This window comes from Blautia sp. AF26-2 (assembly GCF_003460955.1).
In the GTDB taxonomy this organism is placed as follows: domain Bacteria; phylum Bacillota; class Clostridia; order Lachnospirales; family Lachnospiraceae; genus Fusicatenibacter; species Fusicatenibacter saccharivorans.
Genome location: NZ_QTWD01000001.1, coordinates 557973 through 583138 on the forward strand (window position 1 = coordinate 557973; position 25166 = coordinate 583138).

The 25166-nt window shown below is 48.5% G+C and carries 22 protein-coding genes; all 22 read right to left on the reverse strand.

Annotated elements, in window-relative coordinates; translation table 11 throughout:
• Positions 1-58: 58 nt before the first annotated feature.
• The 22 genes from DWY63_RS02760 to DWY63_RS19030 all read right to left on the reverse strand — a co-directional run bounded on the left by DWY63_RS02760 (position 59) and on the right by DWY63_RS19030 (position 25122).
• Positions 59-670 carry a cell division protein SepF gene (locus DWY63_RS02760; protein ID WP_055217838.1) on the reverse strand — a complete coding sequence of 204 codons (612 nt, stop codon included), beginning with the start codon at positions 668-670 and terminating at the stop codon, positions 59-61.
• 89 nt (positions 671-759) lie between these two features.
• Entirely contained in the window at positions 760-1455 is a 696-nt protein-coding gene (locus tag DWY63_RS02765; protein ID WP_022462859.1) for a YggS family pyridoxal phosphate-dependent enzyme, read from the reverse strand.
• A 20-nt stretch (positions 1456-1475) separates the two neighbouring features.
• Positions 1476-2759, reverse strand: coding sequence for an HlyD family efflux transporter periplasmic adaptor subunit (locus DWY63_RS02770; RefSeq protein WP_147343051.1), 1284 nt, complete (start codon positions 2757-2759; stop codon positions 1476-1478).
• Positions 2760-2964: 205 nt separating this feature from the next.
• The gene (locus tag DWY63_RS02775) at positions 2965-3384 is read right to left on the reverse strand and encodes a hypothetical protein (RefSeq protein ID WP_022462857.1); all 420 of its coding nucleotides are present in this window, start codon (positions 3382-3384) and stop codon (positions 2965-2967) included.
• A 221-nt stretch (positions 3385-3605) separates the two neighbouring features.
• Positions 3606-4691 (reverse strand): D-alanyl-D-alanine carboxypeptidase family protein, encoded by a 1086-nt coding sequence (locus DWY63_RS02780; protein ID WP_226906396.1) that lies wholly within the window; start codon positions 4689-4691, stop codon positions 3606-3608.
• Positions 4666-5070: a methylglyoxal synthase gene (mgsA, locus tag DWY63_RS02785; RefSeq protein ID WP_022462855.1), complete on the reverse strand. Its 405-nt coding sequence runs from the start codon at positions 5068-5070 to the stop codon at positions 4666-4668. The genes DWY63_RS02780 and mgsA overlap by 26 nt, the downstream gene beginning before the upstream one ends.
• A complete protein-coding gene (locus DWY63_RS02790) occupies positions 5045-6241 on the reverse strand; it encodes an FtsW/RodA/SpoVE family cell cycle protein (RefSeq protein ID WP_022462854.1) in 1197 nt (398 codons plus the stop codon). Before DWY63_RS02790 ends, mgsA begins: the two co-directional genes overlap by 26 nt.
• Positions 6225-6485: a cell division topological specificity factor MinE gene (locus tag DWY63_RS02795; protein ID WP_022462853.1), complete on the reverse strand. Its 261-nt coding sequence runs from the start codon at positions 6483-6485 to the stop codon at positions 6225-6227. The genes DWY63_RS02790 and DWY63_RS02795 overlap by 17 nt, the downstream gene beginning before the upstream one ends.
• Before the next feature lie 12 nt (positions 6486-6497).
• Entirely contained in the window at positions 6498-7277 is a 780-nt protein-coding gene (gene minD, locus DWY63_RS02800) for a septum site-determining protein MinD (RefSeq protein WP_022462852.1), read from the reverse strand.
• A gap of 129 nt (positions 7278-7406) precedes the next feature.
• Positions 7407-10391, reverse strand: a complete 2985-nt coding sequence (locus tag DWY63_RS02805; protein WP_117801154.1) for a penicillin-binding transpeptidase domain-containing protein — start codon at positions 10389-10391, stop codon at positions 7407-7409.
• The gene (mreD, locus tag DWY63_RS02810) at positions 10376-10903 is read right to left on the reverse strand and encodes a rod shape-determining protein MreD (RefSeq protein ID WP_022462850.1); all 528 of its coding nucleotides are present in this window, start codon (positions 10901-10903) and stop codon (positions 10376-10378) included. The genes DWY63_RS02805 and mreD overlap by 16 nt, the downstream gene beginning before the upstream one ends.
• Positions 10904-11755 carry a rod shape-determining protein MreC gene (gene mreC, locus DWY63_RS02815; RefSeq protein WP_117801156.1) on the reverse strand — a complete coding sequence of 284 codons (852 nt, stop codon included), beginning with the start codon at positions 11753-11755 and terminating at the stop codon, positions 10904-10906.
• A 21-nt stretch (positions 11756-11776) separates the two neighbouring features.
• Complete coding sequence (locus DWY63_RS02820; protein WP_117801159.1) at positions 11777-12790, reverse strand: rod shape-determining protein; 1014 nt, start codon at positions 12788-12790, stop codon at positions 11777-11779.
• A 56-nt stretch (positions 12791-12846) separates the two neighbouring features.
• Positions 12847-13536, reverse strand: coding sequence for a RadC family protein (gene radC / locus DWY63_RS02825; protein WP_022462847.1), 690 nt, complete (start codon positions 13534-13536; stop codon positions 12847-12849).
• A 94-nt stretch (positions 13537-13630) separates the two neighbouring features.
• Positions 13631-15244 carry an NAD(P)/FAD-dependent oxidoreductase gene (locus tag DWY63_RS02830; RefSeq protein WP_055228138.1) on the reverse strand — a complete coding sequence of 538 codons (1614 nt, stop codon included), beginning with the start codon at positions 15242-15244 and terminating at the stop codon, positions 13631-13633.
• Positions 15241-16428 carry an NAD(P)/FAD-dependent oxidoreductase gene (locus tag DWY63_RS02835; protein ID WP_199607166.1) on the reverse strand — a complete coding sequence of 396 codons (1188 nt, stop codon included), beginning with the start codon at positions 16426-16428 and terminating at the stop codon, positions 15241-15243. Before DWY63_RS02835 ends, DWY63_RS02830 begins: the two co-directional genes overlap by 4 nt.
• Positions 16428-17714 carry a methionine gamma-lyase family protein gene (locus DWY63_RS02840; protein ID WP_055228136.1) on the reverse strand — a complete coding sequence of 429 codons (1287 nt, stop codon included), beginning with the start codon at positions 17712-17714 and terminating at the stop codon, positions 16428-16430. The genes DWY63_RS02835 and DWY63_RS02840 overlap by 1 nt, the downstream gene beginning before the upstream one ends.
• On the reverse strand, positions 17708-18685 hold the full coding sequence (miaA, locus tag DWY63_RS02845; protein WP_117801240.1) for a tRNA (adenosine(37)-N6)-dimethylallyltransferase MiaA: 978 nt from the start codon (positions 18683-18685) through the stop codon (positions 17708-17710). The genes DWY63_RS02840 and miaA overlap by 7 nt, the downstream gene beginning before the upstream one ends.
• A gap of 9 nt (positions 18686-18694) precedes the next feature.
• Positions 18695-20725 (reverse strand): DNA mismatch repair endonuclease MutL, encoded by a 2031-nt coding sequence (gene mutL, locus DWY63_RS02850; RefSeq protein WP_117801161.1) that lies wholly within the window; start codon positions 20723-20725, stop codon positions 18695-18697.
• 55 nt (positions 20726-20780) lie between these two features.
• Complete coding sequence (mutS, locus tag DWY63_RS02855; protein ID WP_117801163.1) at positions 20781-23417, reverse strand: DNA mismatch repair protein MutS; 2637 nt, start codon at positions 23415-23417, stop codon at positions 20781-20783.
• 134 nt (positions 23418-23551) lie between these two features.
• Positions 23552-24859, reverse strand: coding sequence for a tyrosine-type recombinase/integrase (locus tag DWY63_RS02860; protein WP_117801165.1), 1308 nt, complete (start codon positions 24857-24859; stop codon positions 23552-23554).
• Between the two features lie 50 nt (positions 24860-24909).
• The gene (locus DWY63_RS19030; protein ID WP_117801167.1) at positions 24910-25122 is read right to left on the reverse strand and encodes a helix-turn-helix domain-containing protein; all 213 of its coding nucleotides are present in this window, start codon (positions 25120-25122) and stop codon (positions 24910-24912) included.
• Positions 25123-25166: the final 44 nt, after the last annotated feature.

Sequence of the window (25166 nt, forward strand, 5' to 3'; positions counted from 1 at the left end):
AGCAAATCAATAATTGATCCAGTGGATCCATTTTAATTTACTGCAAAGATAATTTTCTTTAATAATCGGTACGGATATTTGGAAGATCAAAAGCTCCGCTTAAGATATCCTGGATGTCACCGGAAATTTCTACGCTGGACGGTGTCAGGATGAAAATATAGCTGGAAACTTTCTGCAGACTTCCGCTCATGCAGTAGCATGCACCACAGCAGAAATCAATGATTCTCTGGGCAATATCCACATCAATGCCTTCTAAGTTAAGGACAACGGTACATCCGGCCAGAAGCGTATCCGCGATTTCACGGGTATCCTCCATGGAAGCCGGTTTGATGACGCATACTTCCATATTTAATGCACCTGCTTTCTTTCTCATTGGAGTAACTTTCGAGGAAACCGGAGCAGCTGGCTTTGGAGCTCGTGCAGCAGCAGCCTGGCTTGAAGCGGTGGTCTTTGGCGCCGGCTGTTTACGCGGTGCAGTGTGAACCGGTTTCGCCTGCGGCTCTTCCTCTTCGTCCTCATCCTCGTTCTCCAGTTTACGGAAGAAACGTTTCTTTGGTTTTTCTTCTATATCATCGTCTTCTTCATCGAAGAAGCTATCCGAATCAGCATCCTCTTCCTCGTAATCGTCGTTCAGCCGGATGGCATCCAGAAATTTGTCTAAAACACTCATTCTTATACTCTCCTATTTTTAGTCCTGTGGCATTTGGCCAGACAGCCGTGCAGAATGCGCGGGGTCACTCTTCTTGGAAAGGCTTCCTGTTATCTTTTACTGTAATCCCGTTCGCCAAAGACTCCGGTTCCAACCCGTACTAAAGTGGCGCCTTCTTCTACTGCTACTTCGTAATCGCCGGTCATGCCCATGCTCAAAATGGCCATACGTACATTATTAATGTTTTTGGCGGCAATGTCAACACTTAATTCCTTTAATTTGCGAAAAACCGGACGATTTTCTTCTGGATCTTCCACATACGGTGCAATGGTCATAAGTCCCTCCACATGAATTGCCGGAAGTTTTGCGATTTCTTCAATCAATGGAAGGGTTTCCTCTACGGAGACACCAAACTTGCTTTCCTCGCCGGCAACGTTTACCTCGATCAGGATCGGGATTTCGCAGTTGTGCTTTACCGCTTCCTCACTGATCGTTTTTGCCAGACGAAGAGAATCGACAGAATGAATCAGGGCAACTTTTCCTGCAATGTATTTTACTTTATTCCGCTGCAGATGACCGATCATGTGCCAGTGGATATCCTTTGGCAGCACTTCCTCTTTTTCTGTCAGCTCCTGCACTTTGTTTTCACCGAAATTGCGTTCGCCAAGATCATAGATTTCGGAAAGCATTTCGACCGGTTTTGTCTTGCTGACCGCAATCAGGGTAACTTCCTCCCGGTTCCGTCCGGCTCTTTTGCAGGCTTCTGTAATTTTCTTCTGGACTTCTTCATAGTTCTCTTTCAGCATATCTTTCTAACCTCCAGTATTTAATGCACAATATCTTCTTCACTGACGGTGGATGCATTTTCCACAATATAATCATACTGCGAAATGCCGTATTGCGTTTGTTTTTTTATGATAGAATACTCCGCATTCTGATCGACGATCTGAATTTTGCGGAATACAGCATATCCTTTGTTGATGCAGTAAACACCCTGCAGCGGAACCGTTTCTCCAATCTGATACGTTGTGGCGGAATCCTGTGCACGAAGTATATCTCCATCATTAAAAGCGGCCATGTCGACGTAATATTCGACCGGATTATCATTTTCATCATTGACCTGCTCATAGATCGTGGCGTTTACAAATTCTGTCACCGGCTGTCCGTTATCATCCAGCATGACATTTCCTTTTTTATCGGTCTTTTCCCGCAGGAAACCGGAAGAATTGCTGTCTCCGCCCTGTACGAGCATCTGCGCCGGGATTTTATAGAAATCTTTTTCCGTGATGGCAGTATTTGGAATTTTCAGTCCGCTTCCAGTGTTTGTGACCAGCTCTATTGAAAGAAAACGGTCTTCCGCATAACGGATCATCCCGCTTGTAAACGAAATGACAGCATAGTTCTGATCGTTAATGGACTTTAGATTCAGCGTTCCCGTCTGTGTTTTTCCGTCTTTCAGAAATTTAACTTTTATCGTACTGAAATTGGAAAGTGTAACGACCTGCTTATTCGTCACCGGAACGGCAATTTCCCACTGCTCATCTGTCACCAGACGGTATACTGCATTTCCAGGCTCCGTCTGCGCGCCGGAATCAAAGGAAACCACAGAGGCTTTCGTAGAGAAAAGCTCCGGCGTAAGGCTGTCCTCCGTATAGCTTTCATATCCATCACTGCCGTAGACGACAACACCGTCCTGATCTGCATAAAATATCGTCTGTGATGAGGAATCTCCGTTTTCAGCGGCAGCGGCAAGCAGCTTTGCGGAAAGTTCTGTTTTCAGCTGATAAATGCTGGAAAAGGAACTGGAATCATAATCAGAAGAAAAACGTGCGAGCGAGGAACGAAGCGACGTTCTCGTTGCCGCATCTGCCGCAATACCAGAGGTATCGGCATTTTCTGTTGCGGAAATCCCATAAACAGCGCTTCCGCGGCTGATTTTCGATGCATTTGGGGTATAGAACTGAACATATCCGCTGCCGGAGGAAAGCTGCACGCTCTCTGTCCGCATGGCGAATGCGGTATAGGTATCATTCCGGGATAAAGTTCCCTGCACAACCTGAAAAGATTTGATATGATCGGCGGTCAGGTAAAAGAAAAGTGAAACTGCCATATAGAAAAAAAGGGCTCCAAAGATGATATTTCCAATATTCAACGCCGGAAAAGGGAAACGGATTCTCGAATGCCGGCGGCTGTTCTTTTTCTGCTTAGACAAAATGTATGCTCCTTTTATTGTTTAATCCATGCGCTAAAAGGACGGTGCCGTAAGCGCCGTCCTTTGGTTTTGTCGCTATGCAATTATTATAATACAGTTTCGGTTACAGTGCAACGATAATCTTATCCTGCATGCCTTCCGGAAGCTCTTCCTTATCCATGGAGACACTTAATACGAAGGTAATGTTATACTGCTTGCCAATGCCTTCCAGCTGTTCAACACAATCTGTGATGTCCTCTCCTTCCAGTTTTGCTACTTTCAGGAAGCTGTCGAGATAAACGCTTGCGAGATCGTGGTCCTGAGAAACGATACCGCAGATAAATCCGATAAATTCATCACTGTTTTTCAGAGGATAGTCGGTTGCGGAAATCAGACGTACTTTGTTGTTTAATTCAAACATGTGCTTTGTGCTCTTGTCAATATACACGATATTTCCGTTTGCGGTTTTTACCTCTGCATTTACTTTGTCTAACAGCTGTTTTGTTTTGCCTTTTCCCTTCTTGCCTACAATTAATTGAACCATAGCAGTTTCCTCCTTAGATTAGAATAAGATATTTTCACCAAAAACCTTTAAGTTCATGGTTTAATTATAGTACAATTCACCAACGTTTTCAATGGTAAAATGAAAAAATTCTGAAAAATCTTCTAATTCGCAGGGAAAGGAGCTCTGTTTTTCTAAACGGATACGACAATCTCCCGGATAGGCAGAAAAAACGCCGTCCGGGGGATTGCAAAAAGATTACGTCAGGAGTTGATATTGGAAAGAAGAGTGTTCATGTCCTCGTACAGTTCCACTTTTGTTGATGCATGAAGAATGACAGAGATAAACGGTTCTCCGTATGCATTCTGGGATACCAGTGCCAGGCAGGAACCGGCCTCATCGGTCGTTCCGGTTTTTCCGCCGAGCACCGTCACATTTTCCGGTGCGTTTTTCTCTCCGGTCAGATATTTGTCCGTGGAGCTTAAATAGATCGTTCCCGCCGTACCGTCCGCATGCGTCATGTTCAGCGTGTAGGAAGACATTGACATCGTATTCTGGAATTCCGTATGCTGATAGGCAGCATACAGCATCAGATAAACATCATATGCAGTAGTGTAATGATTCTCATTGTGAAGACCGTGCGGGTTTGCAAAATGCGTACCGGTCATGGCAAGGGAAGCTGCCTTATCGTTCATCATCTGAACGAAATTCTCTACACTTCCGCCTACCTGGCGGGCAATCGCCATAGCAGCATCGTTGGCAGAATAAATCAACAATGCATGGAAAAGCTGATCCATCGTTACCGTATCGCCCACGGCCAGTCCACTCATCTGGGATCCATCTTCCAGCGCAAGATCCTCTTCTGTGATCGTTACCTGCGTATCCGGCTGGTTGTATTCCATGGCAAGGAGAGCCGTCATGATCTTCGTGATGCTGGCTGGGTAGATCTGATCATACATATTCTGCGCGAACAATACTTTTTTGTGATCCAGATCAAACAGTCCGGCCTTTACCTGTGAAGAAAACGAGATATCATTCAGCGGTACGCTCGTCTCACCGACACAGAGATCGGCAGAGAGCGTTTCAGCCTGAAACCGTTTTTCTGCCGAAAGCGGATCGGAGGCGAGCACCATACTTCGCGCAAACGGCTCTGTAATGTCCATCTGGCGGTCCTGACGGTACAGTTTCACACCGATCAGAACCGCAATAACAGCAACACAGACACCCGCGCCGATGATCAGGCGGTTTAAAATATGTTCGGTTTTTTCCGGAGCAGTCCCGTTTTTCTCCGTTACAGGCAGTTTCTGTTCTTTTTCTGTAGTATTAGTCGTTTCTCCGGTAGATTTCACGCCAGTCCATTTCTCCTCTGTCTAATGATTTGATCAGCATTTCTGCCGTTGCAAGATTGGTGGCAAGCGGAATGCTGTGTACGTCGCAGAGACGGATAATCCGATGGACATCCGGCTCATGCTGTTTCGGCTGTTCCGGATCCCGCAGGAAAATCACAAGATCCAGATCATTCTGTTCAATCTGAGAACCCATCTGCTGAACGCCTCCAACGTGTCCAGCCAGATATTTGCGGACGTTAAGTCCGGTTGCCTCTTCTACCAGACGGCCGGAAGTTCCGGTTGCGTAAAGAGTATGCTTGGCAAGTACCGAGCGGTAGGCGATACACAAGTTCTGAAGCAGCGTTTTTTTTGCATCATGCGCGATCAATCCGATGTTCATTGATGGTTTTCCTCCTTAGTAATTCATAGTTTCTGGTTACAAAATCCCGGTTCTGCAGTCCGACATTCAGGACAAGCCCCATTCCGATGTAAAGTGTTACAAGGGAGGTCAGTCCATAGCTGACGAACGGAAGCGGTGTACCGGTGTTCGGCAGGATTCCGGTTGCAACACTGATATTCAGAAAGCTCTGAAAGGCAATTAGTCCTGCCATACCGCAGCAGATCAACGTTCCTGACAGATCTTTTGCTTTCCGGGAAGTCCGGATGCATTCGACGAGAATCAGGAACAGGAGCAGGATGATTCCGCAGCATCCAAAGAAACCAAGTTCCTCTCCTGCCACTGCAAAAATAAAGTCATTATGGTTCTGGGAAACGAAATTTCCCTTATTTGCGGAAGAAACTTTATTGTTGTTGAGTCCTTTTCCGGTCAGCTTTCCGGAACCGATGGCTGTAATGGAATTCTGCTGCTGGAGACGGCCGTCGGCGTTGTCGGCATCATCGCTTAACCAGTCCTGAATTCGCCCAAGCTGATAACCAATCGTCTTGTCAAGAGCCGCCGGAAGCTGGAAATTCACCTGCGTAATGACAAGCAGAAGCGCAAGTACCAGTGCTGAACCGGAAACCAGAACAACGGCGATAACTTTGTAGCTTAAGCCCGCCACATACATCATAAAGCAGAACAGAACCATGACCGTAATCGTATTTTTCAAATCCGGCTGACGGTAAATCATAACGAGCGGCGGAATCAGAAGCCCGATCGCGGTAAAAATGGTTTTCGCCGTATTCAGATCTTCTTCATGCTTCATCAGAAACATCGCAAAAAACATGATCAGAAAGATTTTTGACAGCTCGGTCGGCTGAAACTGAAAGCTTCCGATCTGAATCCAACGGGTCGCACCAAACGTGTTTTTTGCGGTAGAACCGCCGAGATAAAGAACGCCAAGCATCATCAGATTTCCGATGTAAAGAACCCAGTAAAAATTCAGAAGCCAGCTATAGTCAAGCAAAGAGACAATAATCATGATGACTACGCCCAATACGACTCCGATGGCCTGTTTTTTCTGGTCTGCACTGTCTGCACTTCCGATCAGAAGCACACCAATAATGCTGATGGCAATCAGAAGAATGACCAGCCGGAAATTATAATTTTTCAGCTTATATCGTCTTAACATGATACTCCTCGTTTCTTTTCAATGGTATTTTCGCTGTCAGTATGACAGGGGTTGTTTGTGTAATGGTGACGGAAATTTCATCCGCCTCAACGGTAAGGTATTTTCCTGCAGCAGCAGAAAGATCATTTTTCAGCATCTGAAGCGATGCCGGAGAACAGTTCAGACGTTCTGCCATTAAAAGATTGGACAGACGTTCTTTTGCAACGAGGCCGGAGTGCGGCTTTCTGCCTGAAAATAAACCCATACCAGTTCCCTCCTATCGCCCGAATACGCGGCGGAAAAATCCCTTTTTGCTGTCAAGATCCAAGTAGGGAACACTCTCCCCGAGGATCCTGTGGCTGATATTCGTAAAGGCTTCTCCTGCCTTGGAACCGCTTCCAGCGATCGCTTCGCCCTGGTTGGTGGCGATTACTACCTGCTCATCATCGGGCAGAATGCCGAGCAGCGGAACAGCAAGAATTTCCTGTACATCATCCACCGACATCATTTCACCGCGTTTTACCATATCCGGCCGGATACGATTGATGACAAGAGAGATATCCCTCAGATCCTGCGCCTCCAGAAGGCCGATGATGCGGTCCGCGTCCCGGATGGCCGAAACCTCCGGCGTAGTCACAACAATTGCCTTATTGGCACCGGCAACTGCATTTGCAAATCCCTGCTCAATGCCTGCCGGACAGTCAAGAAGAACAAAATCAAAGCTCTGTTTTAATTCATCGCAGAGTTTTTTCATCTGCTCGGGCGTTACGCTTGTCTTGTCCCTCGTCTGGGCAGACGGGAGAAGGTAGAGCTGCTCGTACCGTTTGTCGCGGATTAGCGCCTGCTTCATCCGGCAGTTGCCCTCCACAACATCCACAAGATTGTAGACAATCCGGTTTTCAAGGCCGAGCACGACATCCAGGTTTCGAAGACCGATGTCGGTATCTACCATCACAACTTTCTTTCCAAGCTGTGCCAGCCCGATTCCGATATTTGCTGCGGTTGTCGTCTTTCCGACGCCGCCTTTTCCTGATGTAATTACAATGACTTCACTCATCTGGAACCTCCTTGTTGAAAACTGTTCTGCATTTTCATGCCGCAGGATGCGTCCAAACCTTTGTTTAAAAACGCATCCTTTCTCTTTTGCAGCTTTCTTCCCAGGCTTCGTTTCTGCCGGAAAAATTCCTTAGTCTGCTCTCACGCTTGCAACACCGTTGGAGTTTGCCTGACCGGACAGAATATCGTCTGAGAGGCCATAGTAATAATCTAAGATATCCTTAGCTACCAACTCTGCGTTCATAGAAGAATATCCAAACGGAATGCGGACGGCAAGAGCAATATCGTCTCTGCTCTCATAGTGAGAGAAGCCGATAAACAGTCCATGGTTTGCACGTGTACGGTCTTCCTGCGCGGTACCGGTTTTTCCGGAAAGCTCTACCGGCCAGGATTCCGGGAAAATGGCCGCATTGGATACGCTGATTACTTTTCGCATGCCTTCGTGTACCAGATCCCAGATGTTGGAATCAACATCCATTTCTGAATTTACCGTCGGGCCGAAATCTGCACCCATATCGATGTCATTGCCATCCGAATCCGTTGCTTTCTGCAGAAGGGAAAGATTATAAACCGTACCGGAATTTGCAATCGTTGTGACATAGCGTGCAAGCTGTGTCGTCGTATAGTTGTTGGTACCCTGACCAATCGAGGAAGGGATCGGGAGGGAATCGGTTACATTCGGATCGGTTTCCGAAATTTCGATTCCAGTCTTTTCATCCAGCTTAAACATATCGGCATATTTCTGGATCATTTCCAGAGAGCGCTTCTGTTTAAAGGTGCCGTTCTCATCGAGTCCCAGACGATATCCAAGCGTACAGAAGAACACGTTGCAGGAGTTCTGGATGGCACCGACAATGTTCAGATCTCCGTGGCCGCTCAACTGATGGCAGTGGACATAGTCAGATTCGTTGACAAGTCCTTCCCCGAACAGACCGTTGCAGTTGATGGTACTGGTCGGAGTAATTATGCCTTCGCTTAATCCGGCAACCGCCATCAGCGGTTTAAAGGTGGAACCAGGAGCCGTCTTCTGCTGGGTTGCTTTGTTGTACAGCGGGCTGGATTCATCGGTATTCAATTTTGCCCAGTATGCGGTATCCATCTGGTTTGCCAGGCGGTTGTTGTCGTAGCCAGGATAGGAAACACAGGCTAAAATAGCACCGGTATTCGGGTCCGTAATGACAGCAGAACCGGAACACGGATCGAGTGCAAGCTGTGCCGGGGTGATTTCCAGTTTGGCGATTTTATCGGACAGAAGCTGGAACGGTGTCATATTTCCTGCAACATAAGCGGCATAATCGTCATCCTCTTTCGTCAGAAGGTTCTGATCATACATCAGATTGCAGATATCATAGCCATCGAGCATATCCTGCAGCAGCATATAGTGATACATCTTTTTTGCAAATGTTGTATTGTTTGCCAGACGGTCCAGAATAACCTCCGTCAGCTTCTGATAAACCTCCTGAGAATCCAGGTAGGCATCATCCTGCGTCAGTGCTGAGACATCAATCCAGTTCTGGCTTGCCGCATACGTCAGATAATCACGAAGAGAAATCGTTCCGTCATTCCATGCCTGATAGGTGGCGTCTTTCTCATCAATTGCTGTTGAAGAAAGAATACCCATCGTACTGGAAAGCAGCTTATCCACGATGAAGGTCTCATATTCCTGCATTTCATCGCTGAGGTCGTTGTAAACGGTTGCTGTTTCAACGGTCAGTTCCTGCGTAATCTCGGCAAGCACCTGCTGGAGCTTCTGCTGGAACAGTGCATAGATCCGCTGCTCACGCTCCGTGGCATCCGCCGCCGAGAAATGGGAAATATCAATCGTGCTGTTTTCGATCAGTGCATTGTATACATCGTAAATTGGAATCGGAACGGCATCCGTATTGGCAAGTGTTGAGGTATCAACGGATTTTACATCACTCAGATACTGTTTCAGAATGCCGGCAATTCTCTGTTCCAGAATTTTATATACCGCAATCTGCAGGTCATAATCAATCGAAAGATAGACGTTATTTCCCTGTTTTGGCTCAACCAGGGATCCTTCTACCGTTTCCAGCTCTTTTCCGACGTTATTAACGATAATCTCTTCTGATCCGTCGGTTCCCTGAAGGATTGTCTCCATATACTGTTCCAGACCAGATTTTCCGACGATGGATTCCGTGGAATACGTTTCTTCTTTTCCCTGGCTCTTCAGCTCTTCATTCAGTTCTGTCAGCTCGTCTGAGGACGCCTGGCCCGTATAACCGATCAGAGAGGAAAAATACTTTCCGTCATAATATACACGCTCGGAATCTTCCGAAATGCTGACACCCTGCAGAACATCTTCATTCTCTGCAATCGATGCAGTTGTATTGCTGCTGACGCCGGAAGCAACTGTCACGCGGACATACTTCTGATAATTCGTCTGTTTCATCTTATAGCGGATCACCAGAATTTCCAGACGCTCCTGATTGGAAAGAGAAAGGACCGCATTTCCGGATTCGTCTGTCTGGTATGGAAGACCATACTCTTCAAAATCTTTGGCAGAATATGCGTATTTTTCATCGTCAGAATAGGCATCCAGGCCAAAGCCGTCCGGTCCGGCAAGAAATGTCATCAGCGTTTCGGCACTGGAACTCTTCTGTTCTGCCGTCATATCGTCGATTTTCTTCTGTCCATAAATGTCTGCACGGAAACGGTCGCGGGTCGTTCCCTCTTCACCTGTAAAAACAAACGCACCGTTCTCATCCACTTCAATCGGGAAGGTGCTGGTGTCAATCGAGTCTCCGTTTGCACGAATCAGCTTACAGAGACGATAGAGTTCTGCGTTCAGAGAGAGAATACGTTCTTTTGTCGTGTTGTACGTTCCGTTATCCTCGATGGTTACGGAGTAGGAAACCTTATTTCCAGCGATCAGTTTTCCGTTCCGGTCATAAATATTTCCTCTTGTACTATCAAGGGTTCTGGTTTTTGTGATTTGCAGTTCAAAATTATCCGCATACTCTTCTCCATGCACCACCTGCAGGATAAAAAGTCTTCCGATCAGGACGGCAAACATAGCAAGGAAAACCACACCAAGCAATAGGGTGCGGTTTTCACCGAGTCTGCGGAAAAGTTTTCTTATCTTCTTAGCCATGGCGACTGTTGTCCTTCCATTTCATTTTCGGTCAGTTTACGGTTGATGATAAATAAAAGCCGGTAAAGCAGAATGGAGAGCACTACCGTGTATACCATTTCCGGCAGAATAATATGCGCCAGATAATCGAAAAAGTGCAGGCGCACGCGCAGCAGGAACTGCAGCACATACATCAGCAGACTGTAGACAAGATCGCTGGCAGCGACCAGTACAATGTGTACCTTAATATCATCGTCATAGAAGACTTTGCAGAAAAAGCCATTCAGATAACCGATATACATGTAGAGCAGTGCGTAAAATCCAAACAGGCTGCCGTAGAACAGATCAATCATCAGACCGCTGAAAAATCCGACCATCAGTCCCTCTTTTTTTCCGCGCATCAGCCCAAAGGCGGACGTCAGAATCAGAAGAAGGTTCGGCGTTACGGACGCGATCTGAAAATACTGAAATACAGTTGTCTGTAACAGGAAAGCTGCCAGAATCAGAAAGGCAAGCGTGATTTTTCTGCGCATTTACTCTCCTCCCTGCTGTTTTAATTCTTTGATCACGAGAACTTCCTGAATATGTTGAAAATCCACAACAGGAATGATGTATCCCTTTTTCGTCAGGTGATTGGAGTCCTCGGTGATTTCACTGACATAGCCGATCAGAATACCGCGGAGGTATTTATCACTGATGTTCGATGTCACAATCTTTTCGCCCTCAGCTACCGTGTCGGTTGTATTCAGCTGGGAAAAGGCAAGCTTTCCGTTGCTGATCAGGCGCAGATCACCCGATACAATACACGTATCCGAGGTAGATGCTGTCATGGCGCTCACGGAACTGGAGTCATCAATGATAGAGCGGACAGTAGCGGAATTGGAACTTACCTCCTCAACAAGTCCAACAAGGCCGCCGTCTGCAATAACGTTCATATCTTTCTGAATCCCGTCATTTGATCCTTTGTTGATGACAAAGGTATCATACCAGTTGCCCGGATCCTTTGAGATGACCTGTGCTGCTACTTTTTCATATTCCGAGTAGGACTGGTCCAGCTGATACAGCTCCTGAAGACGCTGCAGCTCCTGCTGCTCCTGTACAAGCTGATTGTTTTCCTCAGTCAGATCCGTGACCTTCTGTTCAAGCTCCTCTTTCTCGGCAGACAGTTTTTTGACGTTCTGGAAACCGGTCAGACAGTCTGTCAAATACGCACCGATCTGGTTAATTCCGTTCTGAAACGGGATGATCACAAAGCCTGCGGCTTCCCGGATCGGCGTGACCGGCATTTTGTCTGCTGCACTGCCTAAAATGCCGGAGAGACACAGGAACGTCATGATGAAAAGTAAATGTTTGCTTTTTAGCTGAAATTTTTTCTTCTTATTCATAGCGGGTCCTTTTTGATAGATTTACTTCTTTTTATTTACCGTGTAAGCCCAGCGATGCAGCGCATCGTGCGTGATCAGTTCCTTGAGCCCACAGATGGTACAGAGGTCATAATACTGGGAAAGCTGCACCGGACAGCCGAGCTGTCTCGAAAGATAGCGGTCAATGTTCGGAATCCTTGTGCTTCCGCCGGTGATATAAATACCCTCTTTCTGGATATGATCGTGGATCTGCGGCGGTGTACGCTCCAGCGCATGCTTGATTTCCTCGCCGATCTCATTAACACCGGAAAGGAGTGCTTCGTTTACGAGGGAAGAAGTAATGATCCCTTCCATTGGAAGACCGGATGCACCATCTACGCCGCGCACCTTCCGCGCCTCTTTTTTGTCTGTTCCAAGATCCGCCAGCGCAATCTTGACACGTTTGGCTGTTTTGGAGCCAATCTGGAAATTGTTTTTGCGGCGGTTCAGATTGCATATCGATTCGTTGAACTGTTTTCCGCCTACCGGGATGATTCTGGAAAAAATAACTCTCGCGTTGGCGATAACAGAAATCTCTGTGCTCTGCGCTCCGATGTTGACAATCATGGAACCCTTCGTGCGGTTGATCGGAATGCCAAGTGCCAGCGCATCCGCGATTGGTTTATCCACAAGATACATGTGGCAGTTTTTTAAGGCTCCCTTATGTGCAATCGTATAATAAGAACGCCGTTCAATCTCTGTCATATCGCAGGGAACTGAAAAATACAGCTCCGGGCGGTATCCCATGTGGCGCGTACAGCGGTGGAGAAGCGTGTGCAAAACGGCTTCTACCATCAATACATTCGCAATGCGTCCGTTGCTCATGGGGGTAATTACCTCGATATTGGAAGGCGTTCTCTCGTGCATTTCATATGCGTAATTTCCAACGGCAATCACCTGTTCGCGGTTGCGTATGGCAATCATATTTTTTTCTTTTGTGATTGTGTCTTTCTTCAGGTCATAGATTTTGACGGTACTGGTGCCAAGGTCTATGCCGTATACATTTCGAATCTGCATCGTGCTCCTTTAACTTGTTCCCTTCCTTTGGGCATTTCTGCCTCGGATTTTCGGGATCAGATTCCCTGTTCCAGCATACTGGTATAACAGTGATCCCCGATAATAATGTGATCCAGCAGGGTAATGCCGAGCATTTCGCCCGCCCGCCGGATCTGCCGTGTCACGGTAATATCGTCACCGCTTGGTTCCGGGATTCCGCTTGGATGGTTGTGAACCAGCAGAATATGAACCGCACGGAACTGCAGTGCCGCAAGAAAAAGCTCCCGCGGCGAAATCATCGTCGCATTGACCGTTCCTCTTGTGATTTCCTTTTCTCCGAGAAGCTGATTTTTTGTGTCCAGCATCATGCAGAGAAGAACCTCCTGATCCTCGTGGCGGAGACGTTCCATGTAATAATCCGCAATGGAAGCCGGATCATGAAAGCAGAGACCTTTTCTTGCTCCGGCCGCGGCCATTCGTTTGGAAAGCTCACCGATGCACTGGAGCTGGATCGCTTTTACTTCCCCGACTCCGCGGATCTGCAGAAGTTCCTGTCTTGTACAGTGATAGAGTCCTAACAGGCCCTCCTCTTTTCCGGGAAGGGAAAGAATTTCTCTTGCGAGCTCCAGGGATGTTTTTCCCCTTGCCCCACATCGTAAAATGACAGCCAGAAGCTCCGCGTCGGAAAGGCTTTCCGGGCCGTTTTCCAGGCATTTTTCATATGGCTGTTCCATCGTCGGCAGGTTTCGTAATCCATTTTTTCTCATGTATTCCTCCCACCACTCTTCCGGGAATTTTCATGGAATACATTGGTTTGAATCACCCATCATTCTAGCACAACTTTCCGCAGATGTATAGGAATTATGAAAAATTCATATATTTTTTTGCAATTTCCTCTGCCGTTTTTAATCCGTCCATGGCTGCGGAAGTGATGCCTCCCGCATAGCCTGCGCCCTCTCCGCACGGGTAAAGACCGGTAAGCGACGGACTTTCGAGCGTTTCATTTCTTACAATGCGGACCGGTGACGAGGTACGCGCTTCCACGCCGGAAAGAACGGCGTCCGGACGGGAAAAGCCGTGGATTTTCCGCTCAGATGCACGAATGCCTTCCACAAGGGAGTCTCCGATAAACGTCGGAAGAACTTCCCGCAGATTGGCGAAAGTCCATTCTCCGCAGATGGAAGGGGTTACCTCTCCAAGTGCTGTAGAAACTCTGTTTTCACAGAAATCACCAAAAAGCTGCACCGGAACTTTGCCTTTTCCGGCTTCCCACGCAGCGTGTTCAAGCGCTCTCTGGAATGCCACACCATCGAGTACGTCCGGCGTTCCCTCTACATGGTACGGGCGGTAGTCTTCCGGTGTTACGGTGACAATCATAGCGCTGTTCGCATTTTTACCTTCCCGGTCAGAATAACTCATACCGTTGACGCAGGTGCGTTCCGCTTCCGAGGATGCGTTGACAACATAGCCGCCGGGACACATGCAGAATGAGTACACACCTCTTCCGTTTTCACACTGATTGGTGAGCTTATACGGTGCTGCCCCAAGGAAATCCGGTGCCTCCGGTCCGTACTGATCCTCCGTGATCATCTTCTGCGGATGCTCAATGCGGACGCCGACAGCGAAGGATTTTGCTTCCATGGAGATCTTATTTTCGCAGAGTTTAAAGAAGGTATCGCGTGCAGAGTGGCCGATCGCAAGGACTGCAGTCTCCGCGGCAATCTTCTCGGTTTCATTGACGGTTACAGAAGTGAGTCTGCCGTTTTCAATCCCAAAGTCCGTCACTTTTGCTCCGAAACGGACTTCTCCGCCCCATGCCTCGATCTTTTTCCGCATTGTTGTCACAATTCCGATGAGCTGATCGGTGCCAAGGTGCGGTTTCTGATCGTACAGAATTTCTTCCGGTGCCCCGCATTCCGTGAAGATCCGGAGTACCTCACGGTTTCTGCCGGATGGATCCTTCACCGAAGTGTTTAATTTTCCATCCGAAAACGTACCGGCGCCGCCCTCTCCGAACTGTACGTTCGATTCCGGGTTCAGAACGCCGGTTTTCCAGAACGCATCGACACTTTTCTTTCTCTGTTCTGCAGATTCGCCGCGCTCCAGAACGAGCGGACGGTAGCCATGCTTTGCGAGAACATAGGCACAAAAAAGTCCTGCCGGACCGCTTCCGATAATAACCGGCCGGTGAACAAGAGTCTGTTCTCCAGATTTTGGGAACACATATGGCTTTTTCTCCGCTTTTACTATCTGGTTATTTTTCGCCTTCCGCAGTACGGCATTCTCATCTTTTACTTTTACATCAAGCTGATAAACGTATTTTAATTCGGATTTCTTTCTGGCATCAATTGAGCGGCGTAAGAGCTCAATTTCCTGCAGATCGTGTTTTCCGATTTTCAGTGTTTTTCTTATTTTCTGTTCCAGTTCCTCCTGTGTGTGGGTGACTGGAAGCTTTAATTGCTGTATCCGAATCATGCATGTTCTCCTGCTGCAGCTCTTCCGGCTGCACTTCCGCTGGACCAGGCCCACTGGAGATTGTAGCCGCCGCAGACGCCGTCGACGTCCAGGGCTTCTCCCGCAAAGAAAATACCAGGGTGCTGTACCGATTCCAGAGAATCCGTAAGCTGGTCGAGCGTGATGCCGCCCGCACACACCTGGGCTTTTCCAAAGTCGGTCTGGCCGGTGATCTGTAAACGATATGATTTGATGGCGCCTGCCATTTCTTCCGGAATCTTTTTCTTTCCGATCAGAACCGGAATGAGTTTTTCCGGAAGAAGGCCGATCAGAAGCTCTTTTGGCGCTTTATACGGGCAGATTTCCTGCCGTCTGACAAATTCTGCAGTAAGCTCCGATTCCGTCAGTTCCGGAAAGAAGTCTACGAGAAGTTCAGCGCGTTTTTTCTGCATGCAGGCGCGCACAGCGAACCGGGAAATCTGGAATACCGGGATGCCGGAGACACCGTAGTCGGTAAGCTGCAGCTCTCCCTGTTCCGTCAGAATCTCCTGATTTTCAACCAGAAGCGTAATCTTCGCGCGCACCCGAACACCCGCCCAGGAGGAAAACTGGTTTCCTTTGCAGCGGAGCGGGCAGAGGGCCGGGAAAAACGGAATCGAAGCGAGCTGAAGCTGATCGGCAAATCGAAGTGTATCTCCGTCGGAACCGGCGATCTGGGAAGCACAGCTTCCGCAGCAGATGATGACGCTGTCAGCCGGGTACTGCCATCCTTCGGTGCGCACCAGATAACCATTTTCGGCTTTTTCCACTGCAACAGCCGTTTCCCGTGTCTTGATTTTTACCTTTCGGAATCTGGCTTCCAAAATCAGCAGCTCAAGAACGGACTGTGCCTGCTCGCTGGCCGGATAAAGCCAGCCTTCACGGCTCCGGATGCGGATGCCGAGCTGTTCAAAAAACTGTTCGGTGTCCTGTTCGGTAAACTGTTCGAGAACCCGTGATGCACGCTCCTGATTTCCCGTGCGGTAGCACGATGCATCCTGATAACGATTGGTAAAATTACACCGTCCGTTTCCGGTCGCAAGAAGCTTTCTGCCCGGTTTATCGTTCTTTTCCAGAACGGTGACCGCGGCACCGAGACGTGAGGCCCAAATTGCCGCCATCAGTCCGCTCGCGCCGCCGCCGATAATTACCACATTTTTTGCCATTATAATGTCACCATACCGGCATCGACGAGTTTCTGAAGACTCATCAGAATACCGAATTTTGCGTGCTGCCACGTAAGCCCACCCTGAAAATAGACAGCGTACGGCGGTTTGATCGGGCCATCGGCAGAAAGTTCAATGGAAGAGCCCTGCACGAAAGCGCCAGCTGCCATGATAACTGGGCTGTCGTAACCTGGCATATCCCAAGGTTCCGGGGAAACGAAGCTGTCGACCGGGGCAGCTGCCTGGATACCCTGGCAGAATGCGATGACGCCTTCCGGTTTTCCAAAGGTTACCGCCTGAATGATGTCGTGACGGCTCTCGGTTCCGTTTGGAACAACGGCAAATCCCAGTTTCTCATAAACATTTGCAGCAAAGACAGCACCTTTTAATGCCGCTGCGGTAACGGTCGGTGCCAGGAAGAATCCCTGGTAGAAGGAACCGTTCACACCGAGTGTTGCGCCAACCTCTTTTCCAAGTCCCGGGGAGAGCAGACGGTATGCTGCATTTTCCACGTACTTTTTCTTTCCAACAATGTAACCGCCGGCCGGAGCCAGTCCGCCGCCCGGGTTTTTGATCAGGGATCCGACCATCAGATCTGCACCGACATTGGTCGGTTCGATCGTCTCCACGAACTCGCCGTAGCAGTTATCGACCATACAGATGACATCTGGTTTGATATTTTTAATAAATGCAATCAGTTCACCGATGCGGGTAACAGAAAGCGTCGGTCTGGTCTGATATCCTTTCGACCTCTGAATCGTCACCATCTTTGTCTTTTTGTTGATGGCATTTTTGATTCCTTCGTAATCGAAAGAGCCGTCCTCTTTTAAATCTACCTGGCGGTAAGTTACGCCATATTCCGCAAGAGATCCGACGGACGGGCGGATGCCGATCACTTCCTCAAGGGTGTCGTACGGTTTTCCAACAGGAGAAAGCAGTTCGTCGCCCGGGCGGAGATTTCCGGAAAGCGCCGTTGCAAGCGCATGGGTTCCGCAGGCGATCTGCGGGCGTACCAGTGCATCCTCAGTGCCGAAGCACGTTGCATAGACCTGCTCCAGCGTATCACGTCCCAGGTCATTGTATCCGTATCCTGTGGTTCCATATAAGCATGCCTCGCTGACCTTGCTTGCCTGCATGGCGTGGATGACCTTTAACTGGTTGTATTCTGCGATTTCATCAATTTTTGCAAAACGCTCTTTTAATTCTTCCTCAATTTTCGTTCCAAATGCGAAAACCTCTTTGGAAATGCCAAGTGTGCTGTACATAGCAGCTTTTTCTGTCAACATGATTGTTCTCCTTCTTCCTTTGCATCGGCCGAAACGATTTCGTTCCAGCGATCCAGCATATATGATAATATTTTTTCTTCGTCGTAGTCAAAATCCGGCTTGTTCAGCCAGATCACATCCTTTTCCCGTCGGAACCAGGTCAGCTGCCGTTTGGCAAAATGACGGGTGTCCCGCTTGATGATATAGACGGCCTCCTCCAGCGTGCATTCGCCCGCAAGATACGGGAACAGTTCTTTGTAGCCCAGTCCCTGCATGGAGACAAGATCTCTTGTGTATCCCATTTTTTTCAAACGGAAAACTTCATCAACCAGTCCGTCGCGGATCATCTGATCGACGCGCTTGTCAATGCGGTCATACAGAATCGAACGTTCGTCGTTCAGCACAAAATAAGCAGAACAGTACGGAGATTCCTTCTGCTTCTGCTCCTCGTTGTGCTCCGAAATCTTCTGTCCTGTCTCGTGATAATATTCCAGCGCCCGGATTACACGTTTTACATTATTCGGGTGAATCGTCTCCGCGGAAGCAGGATCAACCTCGGAAAGTTCCCGGTACAGTTCTGCCGCGCCTTCCTCCGTTGCTGCTTTTTCTTCCAGCTGTTTCCGGATCGGCAGTTCACCGTGCGATTCCGTAAAATCAACTTCTTTTAAAAGCGCCTGGATATAAAAGCCGGTGCCGCCCGTCACGATCGGAATCTGTCCGGCGGCGTATATTTTTTCCATCGCTTCATGCGCCAGTTCCACAAACTTCACGACGTGAAACTCTTCGGAAGGATCGAGCACATCGATCAGATAATGCGGAACGCCGCACATCTCCTCCGGGCGGATTTTGGCAGATCCGATATCCATATGGCGGTAGACCTGCATGGAATCCGCGGAGATAATGGCCCCATTCACCGCTTTGGCAAGCGAAATCGACAGCTTCGTCTTGCCGACAGCGGTCGGACCGGTCAGGATAATCAAAGGTTTTTTCAAAAAAATCACCTACACAATTCTCTTAAATTTCTTTTCCAGTTCCCGTTTCGAGAGGGAAATGATCGTCGGCCGGCCGTGCGGGCAGTGATACGGATCTTCGAGCGTCAAAAGCTCGGCAATGAGCTGCTCCGCCTCTGCATAGGAAAGATGATTGTTGCCCTTTACGGCGGCCTTGCACGACATCGTCGCCAGACGGTCTTTTAAAATCTCCAGCGGCTTTTCGCGGACCTCCTCAAGATTGTCGAGAATCTCGATAAACAGCTCCTCCGTCGCAATACCGTACAGGTTGTGCGGCACGGCGTTGATCGCATAGTCTTTTCCGCCGAACGGGGAAATTTCGTAGCCGAAGGACTGGAAAACGTCCATGTAACGGGTCACAAGATCTGCTTCCTGCGGCGTTAAGGAGACGATCAGCGGAGGACTCACCATCTGGGAGGTGACGTTCTTTTCCCGGTAATTTTTCATCATCCGCTCGAACAGTACCTTTTCGTGCGCGGCATGCTGATCGATGATGTAGAGATTCTCGCCGTACTGAATCAGCCAGTACGTATCGAAAACCTGGCCGATGATGCGGTGCGATTTCTCTGCCTCCGGGGTAAGAAACTGCTCATCAAAGAGCTGCATCTGGCCTTCTGGCTCAGGCGAAGCAGATGCAGATGAGGATTCTTCCAGCATGGAAGATACCGTTGGAGCTGCATCTGGCTCCTGCTGATGCTGTATTGTGTCCGCGTTTGAGAGGTCTGCCGTCTTTGGTACGTTTCCTGCACCCGGCTCAAACAGTTCTTCCTCTTCCCGCGTCATTCCCGTCATCTGCTGAACCGGCACATACGTTTTCGCTGCGCGGTATCCATTTCGTTCCACCTCCGGGAAAATTGGCATTCTTCTGCTCTGGCTGGAAACCGGCTCCACCGGAAGGGACTGCCGTGCAAAGCCTTCTTTTACCTGCCGTTTCTGCTCGAACGGTTCCGGAACAACAATCTGTTCTTTCCGTGCCGCTTTTTCCTCTGCTTTCCGTTCCCTGTCGGAAGAAAGCGAAACCTTCACAATCTGCTCCCTGTGATTCAGCGCACCTGAGATCATATCGCGCATCTGGCGGTAAATCTCCTCCTGATGAGAAAAACGAAGTTCCATCTTCGTCGGATGCACATTGACATCCACCGCCTCTCCATCCATCTGTACATAGAACAGCGTAAACGGATATTTATGCTGCATCATCGATGTCTGATATCCGTCCTCAATCGCACGGGCGAGCAGCTTGCTCCGCACATACCGTCCATTCACGTAATAATTTTCAAAATTCCGGTTTCCCCTCGAGATCACCGGTTTTCCAATAAAACCATCAATCGTCATCAGCGGGCTTTCCGAGTGAATCTCGATCAGCTCCCGCGCGATGTCGCGGCCGTAAATATTATAGACCAGTTCTTTTAAATTCCGGTTGCCGCTCGTATGGAGCTTCACCTGTGAATTCACCATATATTTAAACGAAATCCCCGGATGCGACAGAGCGAGCTGCTCCACCACAGAAGTCACCGCATTTGCCTCCGTAACCGGCGTTTTTAAGAATTTCTGACGAGCCGGCGTGTTGTAAAAAAGATTCCGGACCAGAAAGGTTGTTCCGGTCGGGGCACCGACCTCCTCATTGGCCTTCTCCGCGCCGCCCTCAATCACATACCGCGTTCCCGTCAGCGCATCCGGCATTTTCGTAATCATCTCGATCTGCGCAACCGCCGAGATACTCGAGAGCGCCTCGCCGCGGAAGCCAAGAGATGCAATCTGCACGAGTTCTTCCACGGAACGGATCTTGCTCGTCGCGTGGCGCAGAAAAGCGAGCGGCACCTGTTCGGCCGGAATGCCGCTTCCATTGTCCGTGATCCGCACCAGCGAGATACCGCCGTCGCGGATTTCCACGGTGATCGCCGTCGCACCGGCGTCCATTGCATTTTCCACCAGCTCCTTTACCACGGAAGCCGGCCGTTCCACGACCTCACCGGCCGCAATTTTATCGATCGTATTCTGATCCAGTACTGCTATGGTAGCCATGTTGTTCCTTTCTGTTTCGGATTGATTCTAACTTATGTTCTGATCCAGCATTCCCCTATTTCCAGCGGTTTTTCACCTTTCCCTGGAAACGGTACAGGGTATTTAAAGCATCCATCGGTGTCATATTCGAGATATCAAGCTCCGAGAGCTCTTTGATGATATCATCGTCCTGCACCGTATCGAACAGCGACATCTGTGCCATATCGACCTCGTCGTAGTGAACAGGCTTTGCCTTCGGTTTCTTCTGCATGGTCAGATCCTTGACCGCAGCAGTGATATCGGCATCGCTCAACTGCTCCACCAGCTCCTGCGCCCGGGAGAGCACTGACTCCGGCACTCCCGCAAGACGCGCTACCTGGATACCGTAGCTCTTATCTGCGCCGCCCTGTACAATTTTACGCAGGAATACGATATCGTCGCCCTTTTCCTTAACGGCAATACAGTAGTTGTGCACGCCCGGAAGCTTTCCTTCAAGCTCAGTCAGCTCATGGTAATGCGTAGCGAACAGTGTCTTTGCGCCGAGCAGCTTCGGATTCGCCACATGCTCAATCACCGCCCAGGCGATCGAAAGACCGTCGAACGTACTCGTTCCTCTTCCGATCTCATCGAGAATCAGCAGACTGTTCGAGGTTGCATTCCGAAGAATATTCGCCACCTCCGTCATCTCAACCATAAACGTACTCTGGCCGCTTGCCAGGTCATCGGATGCGCCGACACGGGTAAAGATCCGGTCCACAATACCGATGTTTGCCTTCGAAGCCGGAACAAACGAACCGATCTGTGCCATCAGCACAATGAGGGCCGTCTGGCGCATATACGTCGATTTACCGGCCATGTTCGGTCCGGTGATGACGGAAACGCGGTGGTCACCGTTGTCAAGCATGGTATCGTTTGCGATAAACATATCGTTTGGAATCATCTTCTCGACCACTGGGTGACGGCCGTCCTTGATATCAATCTTTCCGCGGCTGTTCAGCTTCGGACGCACATAGTGGTTGTGCTCGGCAACGTAGGAAAGCGATGCATACACATCGAGCCGTGCCAGAGCCTGCGCCGTGCGCTGAATCCGCTCCGCCTCACCGGCAACCGTATCGCGCACCGTACAGAAAAGATCGTATTCCAACGCATACAGTTTATCCTCCGCACCGAGAATCGTATCCTCGAGTTCCTTCAGACGCGGGGTAATGTAGCGCTCCGCATTCGTCAACGTCTGTTTTCTCGTATAGTAATCCGGGACAAGATCTTTAAACGAGTTCGTGACCTCCAGATAATAGCCGAATACCTTGTTGTATTTGACCTTCATATTTTTGATGCCGGTTTTCTCGCGCTCACTTGCCTCAAGCTCACTCAGCCACTGTTTGCCCTCGGTCTTGGCGTGACGGTAATTATCGACCATCTCGTTGTAGCCGTCCTTGATCATACCGCCGTCGCGCATCAGATACGGTGGATCATCCACGATTGCCGCATCGACAAGCTGATAGAGGTCTTCCAGCGGGTCGAGATCCTCCTGAATCTGCGCCAAAGCGCCGCCGTCAAACGAGTTTAAGAGCTGCTTGATGTAAGGCAGCATCTGCAGCGACGATTTAAAGGCGATCAGGTCACGCGGATTCGCGGACTGGTAGCTGATTCTTCCGACGAGACGCTCAAGGTCATAAACCGGACGGAGGTATTCACGGATTTCCTCGCGGAGCATCGCCTGCCCCGTTAGAGCCTCTACAGCATCGAGTCTTGCATTGATTTCATCCTCGTCGATCAATGGCTGCTCTACGTAGCTTCGCAGAAGACGTGCGCCCATCGCCGTGCGGGTTTTATCGAGAACCCAGAGCAGGGAGCCGCGTTTCTGCTTCTCACGCAGCGTTTCCACAAGTTCAAGATTCCGGCGGCTGGAGCTGTCGATCAGCATATATTTGTCTGTCACATACGGTGTAATCGAATTCATGTGAGACAGATCCGATTTCTGTGTCTCGTGCAGATACTGGAACAGCGCACCGGCTGCAATTGTTCCGCAGTTGTAATCGGCGATGCCAAGGCCTTCCATCGTAGCAGCATGGAACTGTTCCTGCAGCGTACGGCGGCAGATGTCATCATCGAAATACCAGTCTTCCAATGCATTCACGCAGATATGAAGGCGGGTCCGGAGATCCTCCACATCAATCCCGCAGAGCAGGAACGACTGATTGCAGATGATTTCCGCCGGCATAAACTTCGTGATCTCATCCACCAGGCGGCGCGGCTTGTCCATTTCCGTGACGAGGCACTGGCCGGTCGAGATATCTGCTGTAGAGATACCGAAGCATCCCTCCATGCAGACGATCGACATGATGTAGTTGTTCTTCGTCTCATCAAGTCCCTGCGGGATCAGCGTCGTACCCGGTGTGACAACGCGGATGACTTCGCGCTTTACCATGCCCTTTGCCTGTTTCGGGTCCTCCATCTGCTCGCAGATCGCAACCTTATGGCCGTTCTCTACAAGACGGTTGATATACCCTTCTGCAGCGTGATACGGGATACCGCACATCGGAGCGCGCTCCTCCATGCCGCAGTCCTTTCCGGTCAGCGTAAGCTCAAGTTCTTTGGATACCAGGGTGGCATCCTCGAAGAACATTTCGTAGAAATCACCTAAGCGGTAAAACAAAATGGTATTAGCCGGGTCAGTCAAGCCCGTCTTCGTCTGGCAATAATGTACCATCATAGGCGATAAATTCGCAGTTTTTAAAACATCCTTGCAAGTAGGGGATTTTTTGCTTATGATTTCTGGATTTGACCAGCTTTTGACCACCTTTTCTGTCTGACTTTGGTTTTGAGGTGTTTTGTTATTAGAAAAATTCATTTTTTCACCTTTTTATCCTTTAGATCAAAATTCGTATAAAAACTCTTCATACCCTTTCGAAGCTCTGGTTCGATATAGCTATTATCAAGATGAGTGTAATATTCGACCATTTTATCTGAACTGTGACCAACATACTCACGGACAACAGATTCCGGAACTTTGGCCTTTATCAGGGTGGTTACATATGTATGACGGAACATATGTGGTGTTACTTTGACCAGGTTTGGAGAACGTCCTTCTTTTTGGGCAAGCAATATTTCCGGTTCATTTATTGCCGTTTGAAAGTCATTGCATATTCGATCAAGCCAACTGCGATTAAGTGGATTGCCCGGTCCAGTAGTACAAACAAGATCCGGATATTGTTCAAGCAAGGGATTCGAACATCCCCAATCGCGTCCGTACTGCTTCTTGTCTGCATCTTGCTGGGCTTTCCATTGTTTTAAAGCCTTAACTGCAATATCAGAAAGAGGAACGATACGATAACTTTTCTCACTTTTCGGCGTTGTTACTTGATGATACAACGCCGAATCATAAAGTCGATTTCCCTCCTCGTCAAAAATGTCTCGAACCTTTTTCACAGTTTTGTAGACTTTCAACTGCTTTTTCCTAAAATTTATATCTTTCCACTGTAGGGAAAGAAGTTCTCCGATTCTTAAGCCGCCATGTAATAGAACGATAAATAATTCATAATAGCGGCGTGATTGAATACTCTTGAAAAATTGTTCTAACACATCAGGAGTTAGTACCTGCTCAAACGTCCGTTCAAATAAGTCGTCCGGAGGTTTTTCGTTTACAGACTTAGGCGGTCCAGCGTATTGATATCCGGAGCATGGATCAAACGGTATGATACGATTTTCAAAAGCAGTGCGAAAAACTTGCTTTAAAACGGCCAAAGACTGTTGAATTGTAGTCGTTGCATATCCCTCTTTTTCGAGTTCTTGCATAGCCGACACAATATTTACATTTTTCACGTCAATTATTTTCATATAACCAATGTAATCTTCCACACGTTCAAAGCCTGTAACATAGTTATTAAGAGTTTGTGTTTTTAGTTTGGGCCGTGCATAATTCTTTAAATAAATTTCAAACCATTGTGAAACTGTTAGCGTAAACGAGAGGTTTAAATCTCTGTTTGCCATCAATAAGAGAAACTGTTTCTTTTTTTGCTTCAGTTTCCGAAGATTAGTATCATAGATACTATAGGGCTTTTTTTGCCCTTTGATTCTGATGCGAGCTTCATATCGACCGTCTTTTCTTTGATAGATGCCGGCACCAAGCTCTTTTCCATTTGAGTCTTTTCCCATATCATTCTCCTAATGATACGCGCATACGGATATTATCGTATCACGCGAACTTAAAAAATGCAAGTATGCTGGTCAATCCATCGTTCGAATTTTTTTCGATGGATCATAGTACGCCTGCCAATTTGAACCTTAAAGTTACTTTCATTCATGAGATCACGAAGTTTACGTTCTGAAATTCCGGTAAGCTCGGATGCTTCTTTCACAGATAGCAGAATTTTGTCTGAATCTAAATTATTTCCTTTTGTACGTTGCAAAATAGACACCTCTTTCTTGTTTTGATACTTATAGTATTAGAAATAAAAACAAA